Consider the following 25,200-nt stretch of genomic DNA (forward strand, 5'->3'; position numbering starts at 1 on the left):
TGGAGGTCGACCGGGCCACCACGGGCCCCGAACGCCTCGCCTGCCGGTGCCCGGTGCTCCGGCGGCGGCTGCTCGTTCCGGGGCATGCACCGCCTCGCAGACGGCAGTTGAGGTACCGAGCAAGGACCCATCACTAACTATTAATTTAGGAATTATTATTGACGCGCGCCGGTGACCGCTGCAAGATCCTGGCAACCAACCCGTAGGCGAGCGGGCGTTGACTGGTCCTAGGAACGACCGCCGCACCTTCTGCCGGGCAGCGGTGCCTCAGACTCACGACCGGGACGGTTCGGCACGCCTGATCGGACAGCGAAGGATCCGATGTGAAACGACATCTCACCGTCCTCCTGGCTCTCCTGACCGGCTTGCTGGTCGTGCAGGCACCCGCCCACGCCGCCCCGCCGGCCGGCAGCGCCGCCGTCACGGCGCCGGCGTCCCAGCAGGTGCTGAGCCCGACGCCCTACATGGGCTGGAACACCTACTACGCGCTGGGCGGCGATCCGACCGAGGCAGAAGTCAAGTCCATAGCCGACTTCCTGGTCAGCAGCGGACTGCGCGACGCCGGCTACGAGTACGTCTGGATCGACGGCAACTGGGCGGCGCCGACCCCGCGCAACTCGGCCGGCGACCTGGTGGCCAACCTCGACCAATTCCCGAACGGGCTGAAGCCGCTGGTCGACTACATCCACTCCAAGGGCCTGAAGGCGGGCATCTACACCGACGCCGGCCCGTACATCCCGGGCAAGTGCGGACTCGGCAGCCACGGCCACTACCAGCACGACGCGAACCAGTTCGCCGCCTGGGAGTTCGACGCGGTCAAGGCGGACTACCTCTGCGGGATCGCCGCGGACCTCGACCCGAAGACCGTCTACACCGAGTTCGCGCAGGCGCTGCGGAACAACGCCGGCGGGCGCCCCATGATCTTCAACCTCTGCAACCCTGTCACTTCCCCGGACTGGGGCAACTACCCGGAGGAGCAGCAGTCGACGCACTCCTGGTCCTACGCGCCGGCGATCGCGCAGTCCTGGCGGACGTACACGGATGTCGGTTTCGTCGGCGAGATCAAGTACAAGGACGTGCTGCGGAACTACGACGCGAACGCGCGGCACCCCGAGGCCGCCGGGCCCGGGCACTTCAACGACCCGGACTACCTCGGACCCGAACTGGGGATGACCGACGAGGAGTTCCGTACCCAGATGACGCTCTGGTCGGCGGCGGCCGCGCCGCTGATGATCGGCAGCGACATCCGCAAGCTCAGCAAGACCTCGCTCGGCATTCTCTCCGACCCCGATGTCATCGCGATCAACCAGGACCCCGCCGGTGTCCAGGCCGTCCGCGTCGGCCCCGCGGGCACGACGGAGACCTGGGTGAAGCGGCTGGCCGACGGTGACCGCGCCGTGGTGCTGCTGAACCGGGGCGACAGCCCTGCGACCCTGACCACGAAGGCGTCGTCGGTCGGGCTGACCGGGGATCGGTTCACCCTGAAGAACGCCTGGACCGACCAGGTCACCGAGAGCGCCGGCACCATCAGTGCCGCCGTCCCGGCCCACGGCACGGCCCTGTTCCGGGTCGGCCGGGCAACGGGCAAGCCCGGTGTTCCGCACGTCGTCGCCGGCCTGCCCCAGGTGACGGAGGTCGATGGCGACGCGGTGCCGGCCGGAGTCGCCCCGGTGGTCGCCGGCGGCGACCAGGCCCGGGTCGAGGTCACCGTCCGCAACGACGGTGCGCAGCCGGTCTTCACGCCGCGGGTCGAACTGGCGGTGCCCGCCGGGTGGACAGCCCGTCCGCTCGGCAGAGCGCCGAAGCTGCTACCGTCCAACCGCTCCGCGACCCTGGCCTTCACGGTGACCCTGCCGGCCACCGCCGCGCCGGGCAACTCCGCGCTGACGGCCACCACCTCGTACGAGGTGACCGGCAAGGGACGGCTGCGGCAGGAGACGGCCACGTCGCTGGTCGTGGCACCGGCGGCGCCGGACGGCGACGTCGCCCTGTCGCACCACGACTGGATCAGCGCCACCAGCGGGTGGATGAGCCCGACGGTCGACCGGAGCGTCGGTGGCTGGACGCCGATCAGCATGCTCGGCCAGGTGCACCCGACCGGTATCGGAGTCGCCTCACCCTCCACCGTCCGCTACTACCTCGGCGACCGGTGCACCCGGCTGACCACGACCGTCGGCATCGACGACGCGGTGCGCAACGTCGGCCCGGAGGGCGGCACATCGACCTTCCAGGTCATCGGTGACGGGCGGGTGCTGTTCGACAGCGGTGTGCTGAGCCGCGACGACGTCCGCCAGGCCGACATCGACCTGACCGGCGTCCGGGTGCTCGACCTGGTGGTCGGCGACGCCGGTGACGGCGGCTACAACGACCGTGCGGACTGGGCCGGTTTGAACGCCACCTGCTGATTCGGCTCTCACGGGGCTGGACGCCCTCGGCTCTCCGGCCACGGCCATACCTACGCCCATGAGGTGATCCGTCGCGAGAACGGCCCCCGACCGAGTTACCTGGTCGGGGGCCGTTCATCCGCGGGGTGGGTGTGGGATGTGAACCCACGGTGGCATCGCTGCCACGACGGTATTCAGGACCGTCCCGGGCCGACGGTGCCTGACGGCAACGCCACCGGACGTCCGCGTGAGCAGGGGTATGTCACGGGGCGTCGACATCAGCCGTTCTCGGGCCGGGGTCGGTACCGGAACGGTGGATCGTGACCCGAGCGGCGACCGGAGGCTGGTCCGGCCAGGCGAACGCGTACTGGGGATCGCCCCCGCGGCTCACCCGTACGAAGCGCAGGAGTTCGCGGACGATGCCCGCGTTGCCCATGGCCCAGCCCGTGCACGGTTCGAGGTCGCTGGGGGTGCCCTGGTGGTCGACGTTGGACCAGCGGGCGCCGTCGGTGTCCCGGATCGCGCGGGCGACGAGATCTGCGACGAGGCCGTCGGCGAAGTCGTACGGGTCCTGCTGTTCGACGATCCGGTCGCAGGCCAGGGCGAGCACGCCCGCGGTGCCGCAGCAGCGCCCGTTGTTGTCCCAGAAGCCGGGGCGCAGCCGCTGGGGCAGGCCTGACCGGGTGACCGTGTGCCAGCAGCGGTCGGCCAGGGCGGGCCAGACGGGGTCCGCCGTGACGTCCCGCAGCAGCCGGAAGACCTGAGCGTCACCGGCCGGGCCGTGGCACCAGCCGTAGCTGACGGGCTCGATCACATCGGGGCGGTACTGCGGAGTGGAGTGCCGCACCAGGAAGCCCTCCGGCCCCGCTTCGTCACGCGCCACGACATCCGCCGCACCGGCCAGCGCCAGCTCGACCAGGTCCGCACGGCCGGTGGCCCGACCGACCCGGGCAAGCGCCAGGACGATGCCGAGCGTGCCGTGCGAGATGTGGTGCAGACGGGAGTCGATGCCCGTGCGATGGGCCCAGTGAACGCCCGCCGCGGTCTGCTCGACCGTCTGCAGATACGGCTCCATGGCGAGGACGGCCAGGTCGGCGTCGCCGGCCACTAGCGCGCCGAGGCCGATCCCCGCGTTGCCGCCCATCAGCTCGAACAGCTCGCCCCAGCGCGTCCCGTCGAAGCGTGACCGCACGAGTTCCAGCGCGCGGTCCGCGGCGGCGCCGGCGGCCGTGTCGCCGAGTTCGTCGTGAACGGCCCGCAGGACGAGGGCCATTCCGGTGCGACCGAAGTAGAGGGAGTCGTCGTCGATGCCGTCGACGGAGTCCGCGAGGCTGCGGGCCGCGCGCAGGGCGGTGTCGGCGTAGGAGTCGTCGCCGAAGTGCCGCCATGCCTCAAGGAGTACGGGGACGATCCCGGCCGTACCGGAGTAGAGCATCGGGTTGAGGTCGTCGTCCGAGGGCCTGGTCGCCCAGGAGAGGCCTCCGCCGGCGGTTTCCCGCGCCGCTTCGCTCAGCCACCGCAGGCCCTCCACCGCGAGCCCCTCGACCTCGTCGACCGCCACAACCGTGGCTTCTGATGCCGTCACGGGCCCACTCTCGCATGATCTTCCGGGCCCGCCCAGTGGGAGGTGGTACTCCACAAGGTGACCCGAAACAGCGGCGAGGGGCGGGAGTTCGAGGTCCGTCCAGGGTTCGGCACAGCCCTGGGCGGCCCACTGCCAGGGCGTGGTCTTCCGAACTAGGGCCGGACGTTACAAGGCACGCACTCCAGGTCGTGCCACTCTCGTGCCAGAACGGACGGGGTCTCACGGGGAACCGGGGTGCGCAGAGCGACTTCGGCCGGATTCTGCCCAAGACAGAGAATCAGCGGGCGCCTCTACGATCGCCCAACCTCACTCCTGTGATGGCGCGACCCACCGCTGCACGCGGGCGCAGGCCACCAGTGCGCTGCTGTCCTCGGTGAAGTAGCACAGGAAGGTCCATTTCTGATCGGCAGAATCGATCATCCCCCCGCACACCGGCCGGCCATGCTCGCGGAGGAGCTGCACCATTCGTTCCAGCCCAAGCGGTTCGACTCCGCGCAGCCGCATACGCCGAAGTCGGCGTGCAAAGACCCCGGCATGCCGTTCTGAGGGATGCGTCGTATCCCACGTGTGGTAGGTGGCGCCGCTGCGGAGGGCGGCCAGAGCAGCCACGGACGCCTCGTCGTCACCGGCCAACAGCTTCTCCAGCACATGCCGTTCCATGGTCACCCCCACCTGGATCTTGCGGCACATCAGCCAAGTACCGCAATCCAGTAATCGCCCGCGTCCGGTAGCGTCCCGCCAATCCCTGGCAGCAGCCGAAGCGGACTCGGATCGAACTCCTGAAACGGTGGCCGGCAGGGCGTGGCGCGAGGTGCTCGGCGGCAACGATGCCCGACGCAGGCCACAAAGGTCTCGGCCTATAGCGCCCACGTTTCAAAAATGCCCCACTTCTTCCCGACGAAGAGCGCTGCCGAAGCAGGAACCAGCAAGCAAATACCGATGCCGCCAAGCACATACGGGGCAACTGTCGTCACTTTCGGGCAGCGGCCATGAGGTCGACGCTTGCGCGCAACAGCGAAGCGCCGGATAAACAGAGCGGAACTCAACATGATCAGGAACGCGCCGACAACCTCCAGCGCCATCAAGCCGAATTCAATAAGGAAAAGGACCAGGTACGAGAGCAGCACCCCCACGACTACCCTCACTTACTCACAATTCGACATCAATCAGAATCCGGCGGGCTTTCATTGCCGTCGGCCGCAACCACGCGCACGGCGGACAATAAGATCATGGTCTGGACTGCGTCAACCCGTGCAGGACGAGGTGGTCGCCGCGCTGACCGCTATGGGCCCGTCGAGCCGTCGGCGGCCCGCTCCCGGCTGCATCGCACACGCCTCTGCCGGAGTTGAGGGGAGCCTCGGACATCGACTCTGGAGTGGAGCGGGTCTGAGCCTTCGCGACGCTGTGAGGCCTGCCGAGAGGTGAGCGGAGAGAATCGCCCTATCCTCATTGATCGGCGGTAGCTCCTGCGGATGCGACCAGCCATCAGTACCCCCGGAGCACACTCTCGTACGGTTCGCAGGTCAAGATATCGGCCCGCCGGGCATCCAGGTGATGGCTGAGGTCAGTCCCAGTTCTAGTCTCGGTTGCTGTGGAGTCCGGCGTGCTCTGCACTCGTCCACGAATGTCAAGCATCGCCCCTGACCTGCGAGGGAAGTTCACTGCCGGATACCTCCGAACTGCTACGGATCAAGCCCGGACAGCTTGTAATGCGCGAGTCAGCTGCTGACTCGAGAACTCACACCCGCAGTCGAGCTACTCAGCATTGGGCTTCTCTGCCGTGGGGAAGCCCGACACCGACGCCAGGAACTGCGCTGACGTGAAGTAGGGATTGTTCGTGCCACCGAGCACCTCGATGAGGATCGCTTCCCCGTCGTACTCCATGACCCGGTACTGGTCACCTGCCCGCAACACGAGGCCCTTGCCGTCCTCGCCGTCGGACACAACGTCGAAGACCTGGCCCTTCGTCGAGCACGGGGCGTTCCGCTTCTTGGCCGCAGCCTTGGCGGCCTTCCTGCCGGCTTCAGCACCCCGGCCGATGGCCCACCCGCTCACGGCAATGAGGACGGCCAGCGCCCTGGGGCCACCCGCCTTCTTCGCCAGCGTCGTCATCGTCTGGTATCCCCCCAGATTGCCCACCCATGCCTCCTCGTTGGCCGCGCCCCAGGGTCAATCCTATGGAAGGTGGCCATCGGCATGTCCACCAGCTGTCACCCGATCGTGCAGCAGACCCCACAGCCTTTGTTTCGGAGGCGCGTGAGGTACTCGGGCCGGGAGTGGCTCGGCCGAACGGAGCACCCCCGGCGGCCTGCCGGACCCTGCGGCATGAGCATGGCGCCATGGAACCCACACAGCCCGTTCTCCGCCGCGGAAGGATATCCGGCGGATTCACGGCCGCTGGCCTGGTCGCGGCTGCCGCCTTGCTCGTCTATCTGGGGCAGGCGGACACCCGTCATGCGCTGTCGTATGCCGGTCGCCTCGCCGGCGGGATCCTCGTCGTCGCGGGACTGGCGGCCTTCGCCGGGGCGATCTGCGCCGTCGTAGACCGATTCGCGGGGCGCGGAACGAAATACACGACTGCGATCACCCTTTTCGGAGTGCTGGCCGTACTGGGCGCCGGTCTGATGCTGCTGGCGATCCAGATAGAGGAGTACACGCGCTGGCTCTGGGCCTGGTTGGGCCTCATCGCGTGGTCGGCCTGGGCACTGTGGGACCTCCTCCACCGCCGCCGGGCGTGGCGGGAGATCACCTTCCGCCGCAACTTCGCGGCGATCGCCTCCTTCACCGCGCTGATCACCGTCGCGAACTTCGTCTACACGCAGATCTACACGCCCTACGCCTCACCCATGACGGTGGTCATCTCCGCGAAGATCGGGAGCATCCGCAAGGACAAGGAGACCACGTACGTGCCGCTGACGTTCCAGCTGGAGAACACCGGGAAGGTGGCCGCCTACGTCGTGGGGGCGAGTTACTCGCTCACCGGGGTCAACTGGAAGTCGACGTACCAGTCCTTCAGAAGCCTCAAGGAGTGGGAGAAGGACATCGACAGCGACGGGCTGACCGACCTGAACGCGTTCGCCGACAAGCCAGAAGCCTTCACGGTCAGCCTCGGACTGCTCCTGGCGCCCTTCGATTACAAACTGGACCCGGGCGAGAAATACGTGCAGGAGAAGACCATCGAACTGCCGACCCAGGCGTACCGGGCGGTCCAGGTCCAAAGCGATGCATATCTGCTGAGGAAGGACAGGATGCTCCAGCAAGCACCCGTGGGGGAATACCACTCCTGGGCCGAAAAGGGAGAGAAAGCCCCCGAATGGGTGACGAGGTGGCTGGGGATCCCCGCGGATTCCGCCTACGTCAAGTACAGCGTCCCGGTCAGTTACAGCAACCAGATCCTGAACTCCACGAGGAAGCGCAGGCACATCACCCTGTGGTGGATGCTGGGCACCGAGAACACGAACCCGGTCAACGCCCTGGCCGCTTCCCTGGTGTCCGACGGGGAAGAAAAGGAACCGTCCTACTCCGAATCGCAGCAGGAACTGGACAGGTACGGCTTCTCGTACCTGAGCACCGGATCGGCGACGGCGGTCCTGTAGCCGGTCAGTCCGCCCTGACCCGCAGTTCCTTCACCCCGTTGATCCAGGCCGAGCGCAGGCGGCGCGGGGGGTCGGTCAGGCGGAGGCCGGGCATCGCGTCGGCCACGGCGTTGAAGATGAGGTCGATCTCCAGGACCGCGAGGGACTTGCCGAGGCAATCGGGCCACTGCCTGACCATCCTGCGGACCGTCGAATGCGCAGGTCAGGATAGATCCAGCGGCCAGGCGTGGGGGGCCAAACAGGCGGCCAAACGGTGCAGCCGGGCCAGGACCGTCCCGGACAGTAATGGACTGCCCGGAGGCGAACGAGCAGGTCAGTAACCCCGAAGCAAGGTCACGGAGGGGTCTAATCGCGTTCGGGACGAAGAGGTCGTGGAGTGCCCCGCACCCGGGTGCGCGGCCCGAAGAAGCTCGTGGTCGCCGAGGGCGGGACCGCACATGGACTTCTACGACGTGCCGAAGTAGGTCGAGCGTGCGGTCGCCGAGGCCACGCCGTTCTTCCGGGAGCATCTGGCCGCCGAGGGCGACCGGTGCTGACCGAAGCTCCCCGAGGGCGTCGGTCGGCACCTCGCGACGTCCTGACCCCGCGGTCACCGACCGGACGGCTCCCCCGGCACCCCGGGGGAGCTCATTCCGTCGGTACTGCGTCGGGCAGGCCGAGCGCGGTGGACACATGGCGCCAGACGGCGGCGAGCACCATGTCCAGCGTGATGGTCGGGTCGCGCAGCATGAGGCGGATGCCGTAGCCGTCGCACAGGGACAGGACGAGCGTGCTGAGGCCGTCCACGTCGGTGTCGGTGAACTCGCCGGTCGCGATGCCGCGCCGTACCGCGTCGGACACCCAGGAGTGCAGCTGGGCGTACAGGTCGACGGCGAAGACCCGGGTGGTCTCGTCGCGCAGTGCCCTGACCCACAGTTCCTGCCACAGCTTCCAGTCCTGGTGGAGCTGGGGATCGCTGGGCAGCAGATTGCGCACGATGCGGGCCAGGATGACCGCCGCCGGTGCCGACCCGGCGTCGCGTTCGACGTCGACGGCGGTGTTGGCGAAGGAGTGCGTCATCGCCTCGGTGAACAGCTTCTCGCGTGTGTCGAAGTGGTAGTGCAGCAGCGCCGTCGACACTCCGGCCCGCTCGGCGACCATGCGCATGCGGATCTTCTCGAAGCCGATGTCGGCGATGACCTCGCACGCCGCGGTCAGGATGCGCTCGCGCGTGTCTGCCGTGCGCACCTTCGTGGACACCCTGCGGCTCCCCTCGTTCGGTGGTCGTACGCCAAGACCATTTTCCCTCAACTCGGCCGCGCCGTGGTCGCCCCCTCCCGATGCAGTTCGTCGTAGGTGTGGAAACCCCGTCCCGACTTCCGCCCCAGCAGGCCGGCCTCCACCATCCGGGACAGCAGTGGGGGCGGTGAGTACTGGGGTTCGCGGAACTCGGCGTACAGAGACTCGGCGATGGCTCGCGTGGTGTCCAGACCGATGAGGTCGGTCAGGGCCAGTGGGCCGAGGGGGTGGGCGCAGCCGAGGACCATGCCCCGGTCGACGTCCTCGACGGTCGCGCTGCCCGACTCCACCATGCGGACGGCGGCGAGGAGATACGGCACCAGCAGCGCGTTCACGACGAATCCGGCCTTGTCCCGGGTGCGTACGACCTCCTTGCCGAGGTTCGTGGTCACGAAGGCCTCGGCCCGTGCCGCGGTGGTGGGCGAGGTGAGCAGCGACGGGACGAGTTCGACGAGCCGCAGCACCGGTACGGGGTTGAAGAAGTGCACGCCGACGACTCGGTCGGGGCGGCCGGTCGCGGCGGCGAGCCGGATGACCGGGATGGAGGAGGTGTTCGTGGCGAGGATGGTGCGGTCGCCGGTGACCACGGAGTCGAGGCGGGCGAAGACGTCGAGCTTGAGGGCCTCGTCCTCCGCCACGGCCTCGATGACCAGGTCGTGGTCGTGCAGGGCCTCGATATCGTCGGTCACGGTGATCAGGGCGGTGGCGGCGTCACGTTCCTGCGCGGTGAGCCTGCCGTGCGCGGTGGCCCGGTCGAGCGAGCGGGTGATGCGCAGCAGCCCGGCACGGGCCGCCTCCGCGTCGCGTTCCACGACCGTGACCGGCACGGCGGCGCGTGCGCAGACCTCGGCGATGCCGGCGCCCATCAGGCCGCAGCCGACGACTCCCACGCGTTCGATGTCGGTCATCCGTCTTCCTCTCCGAAGTGTGGCGAACTGTGCCGGTGCCGCCCGGCCGGGTAGGGCCCGCCGCGGGCCGGGGCGCGACAGCGACCGACCAGGGGCTGCCCGGGGCCGGGGCACGGGGCGGCCCCGGCCCGGGCGTGTCATGCGACGGGCAGGTCCAGGACCTCCGTGCCGCGCTTGACGAGCTCGTTGGCGATGATGAGGCGCTGGATCTCGGAGGTGCCCTCCCAGATCCGGTCGACGCGCAGCTCGCGGTAGAGCCGCTCGACGGCGTACGTACGGTCGTAGCCGCGGCCGCCGTGGATCTGGAGGCAGCGGTCGATCACCCGGCCCGAGGCCTCGCTGGCGGAGAGTTTGGCGATGGCCGCCTTGGCGTGCAGTGTCTTGCGGTCCTCGGCGGAGGCCTGGTCGATCTCCCAGGCGACCTGGTGGGTGTAGGCGCGGTTGACGGCGATGTCGACGGCGCAGTCCGCGAGCATGCCCTGGATCAGCTGGTACGAGGCGATCGGCGCCCCGAACTGCTCGCGCTCCACCGCCCAGTCACGGGACAGCTCCAGTGCCCGTTCGGCCGCGCCGGTGGTGCGGGCCGCGATCATCAGACGCTCCTCGGTGAACCAGGAGCGGGTGATGTCGTACCCCTCGCCGATGCCGCCGAGCACCGCGTCCTCGTCGACCTGCACGTCGGTGAAGGTGAACTCGGGGTGCTCGTAGACGAAGGTGTGCATGAAGCGCGGCACGCGGGTCATCTCGATGCCGGGGGTGTCCTTGTCGACGAGGAACAGCGTGGGAGCGCGCTCCGGGCCCGCCGCGGCGAGGACGATCATGAAGTCGGCGTGGTCGCCGACGGTCACGAACCACTTCTCGCCGTTCAGGACCCAGCCGTGGTCGTTCTTGGTGGCGGTGGTGGCGAGGTTCTGCGGGTCCGAGCCCGCGCCGGGCTCGGTGACGGCGTAGCAGTCGCGCCGCTCGCCCTTGATCACCGGGACGAGGAAGCGCTCACGCTGCTCCGGGGTGCAGAAGCGGAGCGCGTTGGCGGGCCGCCACACCATGTCCCACAGGGCGCCGGTGAGCCGGCCGAGCTCCTCCTGCACGGTGACCTGCTCGGCGATGGTGAGTCCGGCGCCGCCCCACTCGGCCGGCATGTTGACGGCCTGGAGGCCGGCGTCGAGGACCGCGTCGCGGATCTTGGCGTGGGCGCTCGCGGGCAGGCCGTTGTCCTCCTCGCACGGGATCTCGTAGTCGGCGATGAAGTCGGTGAGGGCGCGCGCGTCGGCCTTGAGCTGCGCCTGGCGGGGGGTGAGGCGGAAGTCCATGGATGTCCTTGCTGTGTGGTGACGGGTGTACGGGGGCGCGGGGCGGGCGGTTTCAGTGCGTGGGCAGGGCCAGGGCACTGGTGCCGCGCTTGATCAGCTCGTTGGCGATGATGAGGCGCTGGATCTCGGAGGTGCCCTCCCAGATCCGGTCGACGCGCAGCTCGCGGTACATGCGCTCGACGGGGTAGGTGCGGTCGTAGCCGCGGCCGCCGAAGATCTGCAGGCAGCGGTCGGCGACCCGGCCGGCGGCCTCGCTGGCGGCGAGCTTGGCGGTGGAGGCCTTGGCGTGCAGAGTCTTGCGGTCGGTGTGCGGCTGGTCGGCCTCCCAGGCGACCTGGTGGGTGTAGGCGCGGTTGACGGCGATGTCGACGGCGCAGTCGGCGAGCATGCCCTGGATCAGCTGGTACGAGGCGATCGGGGCGCCGAACTGCTCGCGCTCCAGGGCCCAGTCCCGGGCGAGTTGCAGGGCGCGTTCGGCCGCGCCGACAGTGCGGGCCGCGATCATCAGGCGTTCGTCGGTGAACCATTCCTTGGTCAGTTCGTAGCCGTTGCCGACGCCGCCGAGCACGTCCTCGTCGGCCACGAAGACGTCGGTGAAGGTGAATTCGGGGTGCCCGTTGACCGCGGAGTGCATGAAGTGCGGCACGCGGGTCATCTCCACGCCCGGCGCGGCCCGGTCCACGAAGAAGAGCGTGGGCAGCCGCTCGGGTCCCGCGTCCGCCTGCACCAGCAGGAAGTCGGCGATGTCGCCGCAGGTGACGAACCACTTCTCCCCGTTGAGCAGCCAGCCGCCGTCGGTGCGGGTGGCCGTGGAGGTGCCGGAGGACGGGTCCGAGCCCGCGCCCGGCTCGGTGACGGCGAACGCGTCGAACTTCTCCGCGCGGATCACCGGGAGCAGGTACTTCTCGCGCTGCCGCTCGTCGCCGTACGCCAGGACGTTGGCGGGCCGCCAGGGGATGTCCCACAGGCAGTTGGTGACCTTGCCGAACTCCTCCTCGACGACGACCTGGTCGAGGAGGCTGAGTCCTGCGCCGCCCCACTCGGCGGGCATGTTGATGGCGTAGACGCCCGCGTCCATGGCGGCGCGGGTCAGTTCGGTGACGAGTGCCTGCGGCAGCGGGCCGCCGGCCTGTTCGGACTGGTCCTCGTACCGCATGAGCAGCCGTGCGTAGTCGGCGGCGCGGCGCTTCAGGTCGGCCTGTTCGGGGGTGTAGCGCATGTCCATGGGGGCCTCTTGGGTCGGGGGACGGCGGGCGGGACTCGGGGCAGGGCTTCGGCGGTGGTCAGGCGAGGACGGCCCTGGAGTCGAGGGCGAGGGCGCCGTGCGGGCTCACGAGCAGCGGGTTGACCTCGATCTCGGCGATCTCGGGGTGGGCGGCGGCGAACGCGGTGATCGCCTCGACGGCCGCCGCCGCGGCGGCGACGTCGACGGGCGGGCGGCCGCGTACGCCGTCGAGCAGGGCGGCGGTGCGCAGTCCGCGCAGGAGACTCAGGGCACGGTCGGCGGAGACGGGTGCCAGCGTGAAGGCAACGTCGTGCAGTGCCTCGGCGAGCACTCCGCCGAGGCCCACCATGGCGACCGGGCCGAATCGCGGGTCCCGGTTGACGCCGACGATCAGTTCGATGCCGTCGGTGAGGTCCGCCATGGCCTCCACGGAGTAGGCGGGGGCGCCGAGCCGGGCGTGCATCTCGCGGAAAGCGGCGAGCAGTTCGTCGGGTCCGGCGAGCCCTAGTGCCACACCGCCCGCGTCGGACTTGTGGAGCAGATGGAGGGCCTTGAGGACGTAGGGTCCGGGGAACTCGGCGGCCGCGGCGAGCAGTTCGGTCTCGTCGTGGATCTCGCGCGCGGCCGGGAAGGCGAGTCCGGCTTCTTCGAGTGCTCTGCGGGTGCCCATGTAGCCGCTGTCGCGCAGGGGGGCCGCGGCCGGGGGAAGGGGTGTGACGCCGGTGCGCAGGGGGCCGGGTGCCGTGGCGGCGAGGGCGCGCGCGGCGTCCTCGGTGGCGGCGAAGACCGGTATGCCGGCCGCGGCGAGGGTGCGGCAGCTGGGTGAGTCCGGGTACATCGACTGGACCACGAGCGGTTTCGCGGTGGCGCGGTGGTGGTCGGCGATGAGACGAGCGGCCTCCCGCTCCCCCTCCGCGAGCACCAGACCACCCCCGCCGAGTCCGCCGTCGGCGGCCGCGTACCCGCCGAAGTAGCCGGTCATCAGGACGGCGTCGACCTCCTCGGCGGCAAGCAGCGCGGCGACGGTCCGCGCGTACGAGGCCGGGTCCTGCTCGCCCATCCCGGCGAGGTCCACCGGGTTGGCGACGGCCGACTGTTCCCACAGGACCTCGCGCAGGTGCTGCCGTGTCGGCCCGGTGAGTTCGGGCACGGTGAAGCCGGTCGCCTCGACGGCGTCGGCGGCGACGACACCGTGGCCGCCGCCGTCCGTGAGCACGGCGACCCGGCGGCCGGCCGGCCGGCGCGCGCCGGTCAACGCGGCGAGGGCGACTGTGAGTTCACGGGGGGTGGCGACCAGTTCGACACCGGCGTCGCGGCACGCGGCGGTCACCACGTCGGCGGAGGTGGTGAGCGCACCGGTGTGCGACTGGGCGCTGCGGGCGGAGGCGTCGCCGCGTCCGGCGGTGAGCAGCACCACGGGTTTGCCGGCGTCGGCGGCGGCCTCGGCGAAGGCGCGTCCGTCGGCGAAGTCCTCGGCGTAGACGGCGATGGCGCGGGTGCCCTCGTGCCGGGCGCAGTCGGCGAGCAGGTCGACGAGGGTGACGTCGGCCTGGTTGCCCAACGAGACGAACCGGGAGAAGCCGAGGCCGTGCGGGCGGAAGCGGAGCTGGAGTTCGAGGGCGAGGTTGCCGCTCTGGCTGAGGAGAGCGACGCCGCCGGGCGTGAAGGTGTCGGAGGCGAGGAAGAGGTCGGTGGTGTTGTCGGCGATTCCCAGGCAGTTGGGGCCGACCATCACGGCTCCCGCGGCACGGACCCGCTCGGCGACGGCGAGTTGCCGGGTCCGCCCGGCCTCTCCGGTCTCGGCGAAGCCGGCGGTGATCGCGACGATCGCCCGGGCCCCGCAGCGCAGGGCCTCGTCGACGGCGTCCTCGAAGCCGGCGGCGGGCACGGAGACCACCGCCAGGTCGACGGGTTCGCCGATCGCGCTCAGGCTGGGCGCGGCGGTGCGGCCGAGCACGGTGCCGCCGCGGCGGTTCACCAGGTGGACGGGGCGGCGGCCGTTCGCGCGGATGGCCTGGGCGGCGATGGCATGGCCGTACTTGGCCGGGTCGTCGCTGGCTCCGACGACGGCGACGGAGACGGGGTCGAAGAGGGCCGACAGGTCACGTCCCATGTCACTTCACCAGCCGCAGCGCGGAGTTGGGGCAGGCGGCGACCGCGGCCACGGCGGCTTCCTCGTCGCCCGGCGGGACGTCGCCGACGCGGAGCTGCGCGTAGCCCCACTCGTCGAGGTCGATCAGCTCGGGCGCGGGTTCCTGACAGAGGCCGTAGCCCTGGCAGCGGGTGGAGTCCAGCAGGAGTTTCATGGTGCGGTCCTTTCGGTGCGCCGGGTTCGGGCGGCTGGCGGGGTGGGGTGGGGTGGGGAGGCTGGGGGTAGGTCAGGGCACCGGGACCGTGAACCGGTGCCCCTCGCCGTTCGACGTCGCCCAGCACGGCGGGCAGACCGTCCCCCGGTGGGCGTCGACGCGGTCGGAGAAGTGAGTGAGGAGGGAGCCGGCGATGCGGGCGGCGGCGTCGAGCAGACCGCAGGCGCCACGCCCGGGCAGTTGCTCCGACCAGCGGCGCAGCCTGTCGGTGGTGTCGTGGTCCGCCTCGCCGCGCGCGACGGCCGCGAGGGCGCCGGCCAGCGCACCGGTGCCGGAGACGCACACCCCGCACTGCCGGGCGCTCTGGGCCGCGAGGTGGGCGGCGGCCTCGTGGGCGGCGGCGACCGGGCAGTCCTCGGGGTGCAGGAAGTGCAGCGCTCCGCAGCCGAGCGCTCCCCCGGCGGCCCGGAGTCGGTCGTGGTCGAGCGGAAGGTCCGTCCAGCCGGCGCCGTGCAGCCCTCCGAACAGACCGCCCAGCAGGACCGCTTCGGCCCTGCCGTGGCCGCACAGGTCGGCGAGGACCTTCAGGTGGGTGCCGGCGGGCACCTCGACGAGTGCGGCCGCGTCGGCGCCCGTACGGCTCCGGGTGCCGGAGAGGGTCACCAGATGGGTGCCGGCGACGGCGTCCGCGGACTCGGGACGTGCGTGCATCAGTGCGACGCGGGCGAGCGTCTCGACGTTGGCGACGAGGGTGGGTGCACCGCCGACACCGCTCTCGAAGGGGCGCGGGGGTTTGGCCGTGGGCAGGGCCGGGCCGCCGTCGATGCGCCGGACGACCGCGGTCTCCTCGCCCGCGACGTAGGTGTGCTCGGTGCGTACGACGTCGACGGGCGGGTCGCAGGGGCGCTCGGCCAGTGCGCGGCGCACGGCCTGCTCGGCGCCGGCGTCGGAGAGGTAGACGCAGCCGCGTCCCGCGCCGGTCATGGCGGCGGCCAGTCTGAGGCCGTCCAGGACCAGGTGCGGGCGGTGCCGCAGCAGCCAGCGGTCCTTGACCGAGCCCGGCTCGCCCTCCTCGCCGTTGGCGACGACGACGGGACGGCCCGGCGCGTCGCGTACGGCACGGAGCTTGACGGCGGCGGGGAACCCGGCTCCGCCCCGGCCGCGGAGTCCCGCGGCGGCGATCCGGTCCAGGAGCAGGCCGGGCACCGGCAGCGGCGCGTATCCGCCCTCGGCGAGGTACCGGGCAAGGTCCTCGCCGCCGGAGGGAGCGACGGGGTCGGACGGCGCGCGGACACCGGGCTGCCCGGCGCCGGGCAGCGGCGCGTATCCGCCCTCGGCGAGGTACCGCGCGAGGTCCTCGCCGCCGGAGGGAGCGACGGAGTCGGACGACTCGACGACACCGGGCAGCCCGGCACCGGGCAGCGGGGCCCCGAGGAGGCCGTGCCGTCCGTCGGGGAGGAGGGAGAGGACGCCGGTCATGCGGTGCTCCTGGGCTCGGAGTGTCGGGACCGGAGTCGCGCCAGCGCCTCTTCCAGATCCCGCCGTTGCGGGGCGGTGCGGGCATAGCCGGCCCCGGGCAGGCCGATCAGCATGCGGTGGTGGTCGAGGACGACCTCGCCGGCCACCAGCGCGGGCCGTGGGTCGGCGCCGGCGGGTTCCGTCGCCGCCTCGACGACCAGGTCGGCGACTTCTGCGAGGTAGCGCAGCCAGCCGCGCTGTGTGCCGCGCAGCACCAGCCGTTCGACTCGGTGCCGCTCGGCGGTGACCAGGGCCGACCGCGGGCGGCCGTCCGCCGGGGCGCGCAGGGCGGCCACCGCGGCGGGCAGCTCCTGTTCGGGTTCCGGCGTGAGGCCGAGCCATACGAGACTTCGGCGAGCGCTCATGCGTGCCTCCGGGGTCGCGCCGTTTCCGGGGGTCCGGAGACGGGTGGCGCGGCGATGGCGTGGACGGGGGTGCTCCGGCGCCGTGACGAGAGGGGCGGAGAGCGGTGCGGGGTGCCTGGCCGGGGCCGGGCACGGCGTGGACCGAGGGTGTCCGGGCCGGTGCGAGCCGCACGGCCGGACCTGGGTGGCGCGCGGCCCGAGCCGTGCGTCGTCCGGGGACCGGGGTGTCCGACACGGACGCCCGGTGTGATGCGGACGGTGGTCCGCTTGCTTGCGGAATGTGCCCGGGAGCCGTCTGCGGGCCTGGGCCATCCGCCTGCCACGACACTAACTAACTAATTAGTCAGCCCACAAGTCTTGACTTCGCTCCCCGGCGGTCCCACTCTGACTAACCAATTAGTCAGCCGGATCGCGGCAGGTCCGGAAGCTTCCAGGACGAACTCGTCCGGATCTTCACCTGCCGCCTCTTCCGGGCACGGCCTCACCGCCCATCGCCGCCGTCGCGGCGCGGAGGAGGACTTCATGCACCCCTCGACCACACGGGCAGCCACCGTCTCCCCTGCCCCCGCGGAGCCGCCCCCCGAGCATCCCGGGGAAGCGCTGTCCGCGCGCTACTACACCGACCCGGCCGTCGCCGAGGCCGAGACCGAGCACATCTTCGCCAGGTCCTGGCAGCTCGTCTGCCACGAATCCGACCTCCCCGGCCCCGGCGCACGGCTCACCGCCACCGCGGCCGGCCGGGAGGTGCTGGTCGTACGCACCGAGGACGGCGGCCTCGCCGCCCACCTGAACGTGTGCCGGCATCGCGGGACCCGCCTGGTCACCGCTCCCGAGCCGTCGGGCAAGGCGATCCGCTGCCCGTACCACGGCTGGACCTACAAACTGGACGGCCGGCTCGTCGGCGCCCCCGAAGCACGGCGGATCCCCTGCCTGGACAAGCCCCGGCTCGGACTGCACCCGGTCAACGTGGAGTCCTTCCTCGGGTTCGTCTTCGTCAATCTCGACATGGAGGCGACCCCGCTCGCCGAGACCTGCGCCGGGCTCGCCGAGGCCGTCGGCCGCTACGCTGGGGACGGCCTCGTGCCCGTCGGCAAGCACCGCATCCACGACGTGGCGCACGGCGAGGAGCAGAACGCCAACTGGAAGGTGATCGTCGACAACTACCTGGAGGGCTATCACGTCCCCGTGGCCCACCCCGCGCTGATGCGTCTGCTCGACTACCAGGCGTACACGGTGGACGTCCAGGAGAACTACGTCCTGTTCGAGTCGCCGCTGCGCGACAAGCCGTCCTCGAACTGGACGGAGCGGCTCTACCAGCGCCTCGCGACCCCCATGCCGGGCCTCTCCGAGGACGACCGGCGCGTCTGGCGCTACGCCGTGATCTACCCCAACACGCTCATCGACTTCTACCCTGACCACGTGCTCGCGTGGACCGCCCTGCCCACCGCCCAGGACCGGGCGGCGATTCCCGGTGCCTTCTACACCCGGCACGGGGAGAGCGTCCGCACCAGGCTGGCCCGGCGGCTGAACATCCACATCGGCTGGGTCACCAACGACGAGGACGCCGAGCTGGTCGAGCGGGTGCAGGCCGGACTGCGCACGCCCGGGTTCGAGCCGGGGCCGCTGTCACAGCGCGAGGCCGCCGTCGGGTGGTTCGCCCGCCGGGTCAGGGACGACCTGGAGGGCCACATCGCGCCCCCGGGCGGACGCGACCGCAACGGCCCGACCCCGCCCCGCGCCGGACGCGACGGGCACGCCCCGCACGGAGACGGCCGGTGACGCCCCGCCGTACGGCCGCCGCGCCGCGCCACCGGTACGCCGTACTCCCCCCGTCGGGCTTACCGCGCGTGAGCTGACACCCTCGCACCCTCCCCAGACCGGTCTTCACTACGGAGTCAGGGCCTCCGTGAGCCGACCAGCCGGTCCCGCCCTGGAGTTGTGCCGTTCCTCGACGGAGAGGACGTTCCATGTCCCCCGAGGTACCCCCACCGACCCGGCGCGCCCTCCTGCGGGCAGGCGCCTGCGGTCTGCTGGGCGCCGCGGTCGGCGGCTGCGGGTTCATGCCCGCGAAGAAGCCCGACGCAAAGGAGCTCGCGCCGGTCCAGGCGCGCGTCGACGGCGATCTCGTCTACTTCAACTGGGCCGACTTCGTCGACCCGTCCGTGTTCAAGGGCTTCGAGAAGGAGTACGGCGTCAGGGTCGTCCAGTCGAACTTCGACTCGATGGAAGGCATGGTCGCCAAGCTCAACGCCGGCAACCGCTACGACATCGTCTTCCCGACCGCCAAATGGGCCCAGCGCCTGGTCCGCGGCGGCAGACTGCGCCGCATCGACCACTCCCAGCTCACCAACGCGCACGCCGTCTTCGGCGCGCACGCCTACTTCACCGACCCCTGGTACGACCCCGGCTCCGCGCACACCGTCCCCTTCACCGCGTACAAGACCGGCATCGGCTGGCGCCGCGACCGGATCGGCGACCTGAGCGGATCCTGGAAGGATCTGTGGAACGACCGCGCCAGGGGCAAGGTCTTCCTGCTGGACGACCGCGACGAGGTCCTCGGCATGGGCGCCCTCGCCCTCGGCCTGGACGTCAGCACCGGAGACACCGGCGACCTCGACCGCATCACCTCGCTGCTCGGCACCCTGCGCCCGCGACTGCGCGGTTTCTCCAGCGACAGCTACAACAACCTCCTCAACGGCAACGCCGTCATGACGCAGGCGTGGAGCGGCGACATGGCCGCCATGCTCAACCAGGCCAAGGACCCCTCCGTGTTCGGCTTCGAGGCCCCCAAGGAGGGCACGCCGATCAACTCCGACTGCTACGCCATCCCCTGGAACGCCCCCCACCCGGGCACCGCGATGCTCTTCATCGACTACATGCTCCGGCCGGAGAACGTGAAGAAGAACATCGAGTACATCGGCTATCCGATGCCGGTGGCCGGCTCCGAGAAGGTCTACGCCGACCTGGTCAAACCCTTCCCCGAGTGCCTCGTCACCGAGGAGGACCTGAAGGCGGACCTGTTCTTCCGCAACGGCGGCCGCGCGGCGGAGGACGCCCGCGACACCGCCTGGACCCATGTGAAGGCGGGCTGACATGGCACTGCTGCGCCCCTCCTCGCGCTCCCGCCGCCGCGGCCCGGACGCCACCGGCACCCGCATGTGGACCTGGTTCATGCTGCCCGGCACCCTGTGGATGACCGGATTCCTGATCGCCTCGCTGGTGCTCGTCGCCGTCCTCGCGGTCGGCACCACCGACGATCTCGGCAACCCGCGCTTCGGCTTCGACCTGGCCGGCGTACGCGCCCTCGCCGACCCCGCCTACACCGAGGTCCTGGCACGCTCCCTCGGCTACGCCCTGCTGACCTGTGCGGTCTGCCTGCTGATCGCCTACCCGGTGGCGTACACCATCGCCCTGCACGGCGGTCGCTACAAGCACGCGCTGATCGCCGCGATCGTGGTGCCCTTCTTCGCCAACTATCTGGTCCGGATGTACGGCTGGTCGGTCGTCCTGTCGGACGACGGTCCCCTCTTGCGGGCGCTGCGCGCGGTGGGACTGGCCGACGGCGACACCAAGATCCTCAACACCGGCGTCGGCGTGGTCGCGGGACTCGTCTACGGCTTCGTCGTCTTCATGATCATCCCCTTGTACGCGGCGCTGGAACGGCTGGACGTCTCCCTCATCGAGGCCGGCCGCGACCTCTACGGCGGCCCCGTCCGGACGTTCTTCTTCGTCACCCTGCCCGCGACCCGGCAGGGCGCGGCGGCCGGACTCGTGCTGGTCTTCCTGCCCGCCATGGGCGACTTCGTCAGCGCACAGCTCATGGGAGGACCGGACCAGATCATGATCGGCAACCTCATCCAGGACAAGTTCTTCCAGGGCCAGAACTGGCCCCTCGGATCCGCGCTCACCATGCTGCTGATGCTGGTCCTGCTGATCGGGATGCTCGGCTACCTGCGGCGCACCCGCAAGGACGAGGCGGAGGCCCGCCGATGACCCTGCTCAAACTGCCCTCCGCCAAAGCGCCGACCCGCCCGGCCGCCCGAACCCGCGCCCGGCGCGGACGTGCCGACCGCCGGCCCCGCGTCCTCATCGCGGTCACCGCCCTCTTCTTCCTCCTGCTCTACCTGCCCATCGCCGTGGTGGCCCTGTTCTCCTTCAACTCCAAGAAGTCCCTGACCGTGTTCGGCGGATTCAGCCTGCGCTGGTACCGCACCTTCGCCCACGACGACGTCCTCATCGCGTCCTTGGGCACCAGTCTGCGGATCTCCCTGGTGGCGATGGCCGGTTCGGTCCTCCTCGGAGTGGCGCTCGCGCTCGGACTGGTCCGCTGCCGCACCCGGCTCGGCTCGCTGGCGGGACTGATCATGCTGGTCCCGTTGATCACCCCGGAGATCGTCACGGGCGTCGCGTCGATGCTGCTGTTCAAGGGGCTGGGCGTGGCCCTGTCCACCGGCACGGTGATGCTCGCCGAGATCACCTTCTCGATCTCCTACGTCACCGTCATCCTGCGCTCCCGGGTCGCCGCACTGAACCCGGAGGTGGAGGAGGCCGCGATGGACCTCGGCGCCACCCGCTGGCAGGCGGTCCGCCTGGTCACCCTGCCGGCCCTGTTGCCCGCCGTGCTCGCCTCCGCCGTGCTGATCTTCGCGCTCGTCTTCGACGACTTCGTCCTCGCCTACTTCACCACCGGCGTCGACCCCCAGCCGCTGTCGGTGCGGATCTACTCGGCCATCCGCTTCGGGGTGCAGCCCACGATCAACGCGGTCGGCACGCTGATGCTCGCGGGATCCATCTGCCTGATCGCCCTGGCCCTGTTCATCCCGCGCCTCTTCGGCCGCCGCGGCGGCCTCGACATCCTCTCCGGAGAGTGACCCCATGGACGCGACCCCCGCCGTCCGGCTCGAAGGCGTCTCCAAGCAGTTCGCCGACTCCTACGCCGTCCACCACCTGGACCTCGACATCGAGGCCGGCCACTTCTTCTCCCTGCTCGGCCCCTCCGGCTGCGGCAAGACCACCTCGCTGCGCATGATCGGCGGGTTCAGCGACCCCACCGAGGGCTCGGTGCTGCTCGCCGGCGAGGACGTCACCGCGCTGCCGCCGAACAAGCGCAACGTCAACACCGTCTTCCAGAGCTACGCGCTGTTCGACCACCTGAGCATCACCGACAACGTCGCCTTCGGCCTCAAGCGCAAGGGCGTGGCCAAGGCGGAGATCCGCCGGCGCGTCGGCGAGATGCTGGAGCTGGTCCAGCTCGACGGGCTGGCCGACCGCAAGCCCCGTACGCTGTCCGGCGGCCAGCGCCAGCGCGTCGCCCTCGCCCGCGCGCTCGTCAATCGTCCGGCCGTCCTCCTCCTCGACGAGCCGCTCGCCGCCCTCGACCTGAAGCTGCGCCGGCAGATGCAGGTGGAGCTGAAGCAGATCCAGCGAGAGGTCGGCATCACCTTCGTCTTCGTCACCCACGACCAGGACGAGGCGCTGACCATGTCCGACCGGATCGCGGTGATGAACAAGGGCCGCATCGAGCAGTGCGGCACCCCCGAGGACATCTACGAGCACCCCGCCACCCGCTTCGTCGCGTCCTTCATGGGCACCTCCAACCTGATGACCGGCACCTACCGCGGCGGTGAGGTCGCCCTCGATCAGGGGCCCGCCCTCGCGGTCGGTCCCCGCAGCGACATCGCCGACGGCTCCGCGGTCAGCGTGTCCGTGCGCCCCGAGAAGATCTGGCTGTCCGACTTCGAGCCGGGCATGTCGAAGCTGCGCGGGGTGCTCCGCGACACCGTCTACAGCGGCCCGACCACCACCTATCTGATCGAACTCGCCCCGGGCGTCACGCTGTCGGTGCTGGAGCAGAACACGGCCCGCGCGCGCATGGAGGACCGCTGGAGCGGTGGCGAGTCGGTGGAGTTCGGCTGGCGGCCCGAGCACTGTCTCGTGCTGGCCTGAACCCGCCGCGCCCCGAATCCGCCGCACCGAGGAAAGCGAAGCTGATGCATCACGACGTGATCGTGCTCGGCGCCGGTCTTGCCGGGCTCGCCGCCGCCCGCGACCTGGCCGCCGCCGGCACCGACGTACTCGTCCTGGAGGCGCGGGACCGCGTCGGCGGCCGGGTCGAGCAGACCCGTACGCCCGACGGCCGCACCGTCCAACTGGGCGGCGAAGTGGTGGGCCACGGGCACACCGCCTACCTTCACCTGGCCAAGGAACTGGGCCTCGAACTGGTCCCCAGCTATGTCGCCGAGCCCGGCCGTATCACCCGGGCCACGCCGGAGGGCCGCTCGGCCGGTGATCCGCCGCACTGGTTCGGTCCCGGCGACGCGGCACTGCACGAGCGGCTCGGCGCGGAGTTCACCGCCCTGGCCGCCGGCGTGGATCCTGACGACCCCTGGTCGCATCCGGACGCCGCCGCCCTGGACCGGCTGTCCGTGGCCGGCTGGCTGCGTTCCCGGCAGGCCACACCGGCGGTCGTCCGTCTGTGGGACATCGGCCAACTCGCCCTGGCCGGTGGCTCCTACGAGCGGATCTCGCTGCTGGCCGCACTGCGCAAGAGCGCGGCGGTACCCGGCTCCGGCACGGGCGACTACGACTACGACGACTGGGAGGGACTGCGCCTCGCGGAGGGATCGGCGACGCTCGCCGAGGTCATGGCCCGCGAACTGGGGCCGCGCATCCGGCTCGGCTCCCCCGTCGCCGCCCTGGACATACGCCCCGGCAGCTGCTCCGTGCGCCTGGTCACCGGCGAGGTCCTCACCGCGGCGGCCGTGGTGAGCGCCCTGCCCGTGGGACCGCTGCGGGACGTGGCCGTCAGCGGTGTGAGCGAGGCCCGCCTCGCCTCCCTGCACCGGCAACGCCACGCGACGGCCGCCAAGTTCGCGGCCGTCTACGATCGTCCCTTCTGGCACGCCGCCGGTCTGAACGGCCTCTCCGAGTCGGAGGGCGTACTGGGCAGCACCTGGCCGCAGAACGAAGGCGTCCTGTCGGCCCTGATCCCGCCCGAGCGCTACGGCGTCCTGCTCGGCACCCCGCCGCATCTGCGCACTCCCGAGCTGCTCGCCGAGATGGCCGTCATGTTCGGCGACGAGGCGCTGCGGCCGGCCGCCTGCCATCTGCGGCTGTGGGGCACCGACCCGTGGACCCAGGGCTACGTCACCCAGTGGCCGCCGGGCGAGGTCATGGCGGTCGGTCCGCTCCACGGAACGCACGAACCGCCGTTCTACGTCTGCGGCTCCGACCAGTGGGTCGCCGGATACATGGAGGGCGCCGTCCGCACCGGCCGCGCCGCCGCCGAGGAGGCACTGCGCCGTGGCTGACACCGACCGCCTCAACCACGTGGCCGGCAAGGACGTACCGGCCGCCTCCGGCGCGACGCTCCGCCTGGTCGATCCGGCCACCGGACTCCCCCACGGCACCGCCCCGCTCTCCGGCCCCGAGGACGTCGACGCGGCGTGCCGGGCGGCCCGGGACGCGCTGCCCGGCTGGTCGGCCACGACTCCGGGACAACGGCAGACAGCGCTGCTGCGCATCGCCGACGCCCTGGAGCGGCACGCGGACGTGGTGGCGCACGCCGAGGTGACCGACACGGGCAAGCCGCGGGCCCTGTTCCTGGCGGACGAACTGCCCGCGATCGTGGATGTGTTGCGGTACTTCGCCGGAGCGGCGCGGAACCTGCCGGGCGCCGCGGCAACCGAGTACACACCGGGCCGTACGTCGGTGCTGCGGCGCGAGCCGATCGGCGTGTGCGCCCAGATCACGCCGTGGAACTACCCGCTGATGATGGCCGTGTGGAAGATCGCGCCCGCGCTCGCCGCCGGCAACACCGTCGTCCTCAAACCGTCCGACACCACGCCGTCGTCCGCCACGCTCCTCGCCGGGCTGGCCGCCGAGCACCTGCCGCCCGGGGTGCTCAACGTGGTGTGCGGCGACCGCGACACCGGACGGTCCCTCGTCGCCCACCCCGAGGTCCGGCTGGTGGCCGTCACGGGCAGTGTGCGCGCGGGCCGGGAGATCGCCGCGGCCGCGGCCGCCGACCTCAAGCGGCTCCACCTGGAACTGGGCGGCAACGCGCCGGTGCTGATCCACGAGGACGCCGATCTCGGCGACGCCGTCGAGCAGTTGTCCTCGCTCGCCTTCTACAACGCGGGGCAGGACTGCACGGCGGCGACCAGGATCCTGGTCCACCGCGGCGTCCACGACGCCTTCTTGGAGGCGTTCGCAGCCCGTGCCGCACGGCTGCGGCCCGGGGCCCCGGACGAGGAGGACGCCGATTTCGGGCCGCTCGCCAACGCAGCTCAACTCACGTCTGTGCAAGGGCTGTTGGCCCGACTGCCGGACCATGCGGAGATCGTCACCGGCGGCGCCGCCCTGGACCGGCCCGGCTACTTCCACCAGGCCACGGTGATCGCCGGGGCACGTCAGCGGGACGAGATCGTGCAGAGCGAGGTGTTCGGCCCGGTCGTCACCGTCCAGCCCTTCGCCGACGAGGCGGAAGCATTCCGGAGGGCGAACGACGTGCCCCAGGGCCTCGCCGCGAGCGTCTGGACGCGCGACCACGACCGGGCCATGCGGGCGAGCCGGGCGCTCCACACCGGCATCGTCTGGGTCAACACCCACGGCACGACGGTGTCGGAGATGCCGCACGGCGGTGTACGCCACTCCGGCCACGGCAGCGACCTCTCCCTCACCGGACTGCTCGACTACACGCAGGTCAAGCACGTCATGCTGTGAC

The 25,200-nt window shown here is 71.0% G+C and carries 21 protein-coding genes and 1 pseudogene; 9 read left to right on the forward strand and 13 right to left on the reverse strand.

Going from position 1 to position 25,200, the window contains the following annotated elements; translation table 11 throughout:
* The first annotated feature begins 323 nt into the window (after positions 1-323).
* On the forward strand, positions 324-2,405 hold the full coding sequence (locus tag BKI49_RS02485) for an NPCBM/NEW2 domain-containing protein (protein WP_095932511.1): 2,082 nt from the start codon (positions 324-326) through the stop codon (positions 2,403-2,405).
* Positions 2,406-2,646: 241 nt separating this feature from the next.
* Here BKI49_RS02485 and BKI49_RS02490 read toward each other — a convergent pair whose 3' ends face one another.
* The 4 genes from BKI49_RS02490 to BKI49_RS02505 all read right to left on the reverse strand — a co-directional run bounded on the left by BKI49_RS02490 (position 2,647) and on the right by BKI49_RS02505 (position 6,108).
* Entirely contained in the window at positions 2,647-3,969 is a 1,323-nt protein-coding gene (locus BKI49_RS02490; RefSeq protein ID WP_095932512.1) for a lanthionine synthetase LanC family protein, read from the reverse strand.
* Between the two features lie 306 nt (positions 3,970-4,275).
* Positions 4,276-4,659: a hypothetical protein gene (locus tag BKI49_RS02495; RefSeq protein WP_257004585.1), complete on the reverse strand. Its 384-nt coding sequence runs from the start codon at positions 4,657-4,659 to the stop codon at positions 4,276-4,278.
* A gap of 167 nt (positions 4,660-4,826) precedes the next feature.
* Positions 4,827-5,102: a hypothetical protein gene (locus BKI49_RS02500; protein ID WP_095932513.1), complete on the reverse strand. Its 276-nt coding sequence runs from the start codon at positions 5,100-5,102 to the stop codon at positions 4,827-4,829.
* Between the two features lie 622 nt (positions 5,103-5,724).
* Positions 5,725-6,108 carry a hypothetical protein gene (locus BKI49_RS02505; protein WP_095932514.1) on the reverse strand — a complete coding sequence of 128 codons (384 nt, stop codon included), beginning with the start codon at positions 6,106-6,108 and terminating at the stop codon, positions 5,725-5,727.
* A gap of 200 nt (positions 6,109-6,308) precedes the next feature.
* Here BKI49_RS02505 and BKI49_RS02510 point away from each other — a divergent pair, with 200 nt between their 5' ends.
* A complete protein-coding gene (locus tag BKI49_RS02510) occupies positions 6,309-7,565 on the forward strand; it encodes a hypothetical protein (protein ID WP_143658360.1) in 1,257 nt (418 codons plus the stop codon).
* A gap of 4 nt (positions 7,566-7,569) precedes the next feature.
* Here BKI49_RS02510 and BKI49_RS02515 read toward each other — a convergent pair.
* The 9 genes and pseudogenes from BKI49_RS02515 to BKI49_RS02555 form a co-directional block, all read right to left on the reverse strand.
* Positions 7,570-7,722 (reverse strand): annotated as a pseudogene (locus tag BKI49_RS02515) (steroid C27-monooxygenase); the annotation flags it as partial.
* 470 nt (positions 7,723-8,192) lie between these two features.
* Entirely contained in the window at positions 8,193-8,804 is a 612-nt protein-coding gene (locus BKI49_RS02520; protein ID WP_095932516.1) for a TetR/AcrR family transcriptional regulator, read from the reverse strand.
* Positions 8,805-8,851: 47 nt separating this feature from the next.
* Positions 8,852-9,751, reverse strand: a complete 900-nt coding sequence (locus BKI49_RS02525; RefSeq protein ID WP_095932517.1) for a 3-hydroxybutyryl-CoA dehydrogenase — start codon at positions 9,749-9,751, stop codon at positions 8,852-8,854.
* A 137-nt stretch (positions 9,752-9,888) separates the two neighbouring features.
* Positions 9,889-11,061 (reverse strand): acyl-CoA dehydrogenase family protein, encoded by a 1,173-nt coding sequence (locus BKI49_RS02530; RefSeq protein WP_095932518.1) that lies wholly within the window; start codon positions 11,059-11,061, stop codon positions 9,889-9,891.
* 52 nt (positions 11,062-11,113) lie between these two features.
* Positions 11,114-12,286: an acyl-CoA dehydrogenase family protein gene (locus BKI49_RS02535; RefSeq protein ID WP_095932519.1), complete on the reverse strand. Its 1,173-nt coding sequence runs from the start codon at positions 12,284-12,286 to the stop codon at positions 11,114-11,116.
* Positions 12,287-12,344: 58 nt separating this feature from the next.
* Complete coding sequence (locus BKI49_RS02540; RefSeq protein WP_095932520.1) at positions 12,345-14,399, reverse strand: acetate--CoA ligase family protein; 2,055 nt, start codon at positions 14,397-14,399, stop codon at positions 12,345-12,347.
* Position 14,400: 1 nt separating this feature from the next.
* Positions 14,401-14,592, reverse strand: coding sequence for a ferredoxin (locus BKI49_RS02545; RefSeq protein WP_095932521.1), 192 nt, complete (start codon positions 14,590-14,592; stop codon positions 14,401-14,403).
* Between the two features lie 72 nt (positions 14,593-14,664).
* Positions 14,665-16,071: an NADH-ubiquinone oxidoreductase-F iron-sulfur binding region domain-containing protein gene (locus BKI49_RS02550; RefSeq protein WP_095932522.1), complete on the reverse strand. Its 1,407-nt coding sequence runs from the start codon at positions 16,069-16,071 to the stop codon at positions 14,665-14,667.
* Positions 16,068-16,475: a hypothetical protein gene (locus tag BKI49_RS02555; RefSeq protein WP_095932523.1), complete on the reverse strand. Its 408-nt coding sequence runs from the start codon at positions 16,473-16,475 to the stop codon at positions 16,068-16,070. The genes BKI49_RS02550 and BKI49_RS02555 overlap by 4 nt, the downstream gene beginning before the upstream one ends.
* 522 nt (positions 16,476-16,997) lie before the next feature.
* Between BKI49_RS02555 and BKI49_RS02560 the strand changes: the two genes are divergently transcribed.
* From BKI49_RS02560 to BKI49_RS02590, 7 genes are all read left to right on the forward strand, one after another.
* Positions 16,998-18,254, forward strand: a complete 1,257-nt coding sequence (locus BKI49_RS02560; protein WP_095932524.1) for an aromatic ring-hydroxylating oxygenase subunit alpha — start codon at positions 16,998-17,000, stop codon at positions 18,252-18,254.
* Between the two features lie 188 nt (positions 18,255-18,442).
* Positions 18,443-19,567: a polyamine ABC transporter substrate-binding protein gene (locus BKI49_RS02565; RefSeq protein WP_095932525.1), complete on the forward strand. Its 1,125-nt coding sequence runs from the start codon at positions 18,443-18,445 to the stop codon at positions 19,565-19,567.
* A 1-nt stretch (position 19,568) separates the two neighbouring features.
* Entirely contained in the window at positions 19,569-20,468 is a 900-nt protein-coding gene (locus tag BKI49_RS02570) for an ABC transporter permease (protein WP_095932526.1), read from the forward strand.
* Positions 20,465-21,346 (forward strand): ABC transporter permease, encoded by an 882-nt coding sequence (locus BKI49_RS02575; protein WP_095932527.1) that lies wholly within the window; start codon positions 20,465-20,467, stop codon positions 21,344-21,346. Before BKI49_RS02570 ends, BKI49_RS02575 begins: the two co-directional genes overlap by 4 nt.
* Before the next feature lie 4 nt (positions 21,347-21,350).
* On the forward strand, positions 21,351-22,421 hold the full coding sequence (locus BKI49_RS02580) for an ABC transporter ATP-binding protein (RefSeq protein WP_095932528.1): 1,071 nt from the start codon (positions 21,351-21,353) through the stop codon (positions 22,419-22,421).
* A gap of 44 nt (positions 22,422-22,465) precedes the next feature.
* Positions 22,466-23,785 (forward strand): flavin monoamine oxidase family protein, encoded by a 1,320-nt coding sequence (locus BKI49_RS02585; RefSeq protein ID WP_095932529.1) that lies wholly within the window; start codon positions 22,466-22,468, stop codon positions 23,783-23,785.
* Entirely contained in the window at positions 23,778-25,199 is a 1,422-nt protein-coding gene (locus tag BKI49_RS02590; protein ID WP_095932530.1) for an aminobutyraldehyde dehydrogenase, read from the forward strand. Before BKI49_RS02585 ends, BKI49_RS02590 begins: the two co-directional genes overlap by 8 nt.
* Position 25,200: the final 1 nt, after the last annotated feature.

The sequence above is a fragment of the Streptomyces sp. Tue6028 genome (assembly GCF_002300165.1).
Classification (GTDB): domain Bacteria; phylum Actinomycetota; class Actinomycetes; order Streptomycetales; family Streptomycetaceae; genus Streptomyces; species Streptomyces siamensis.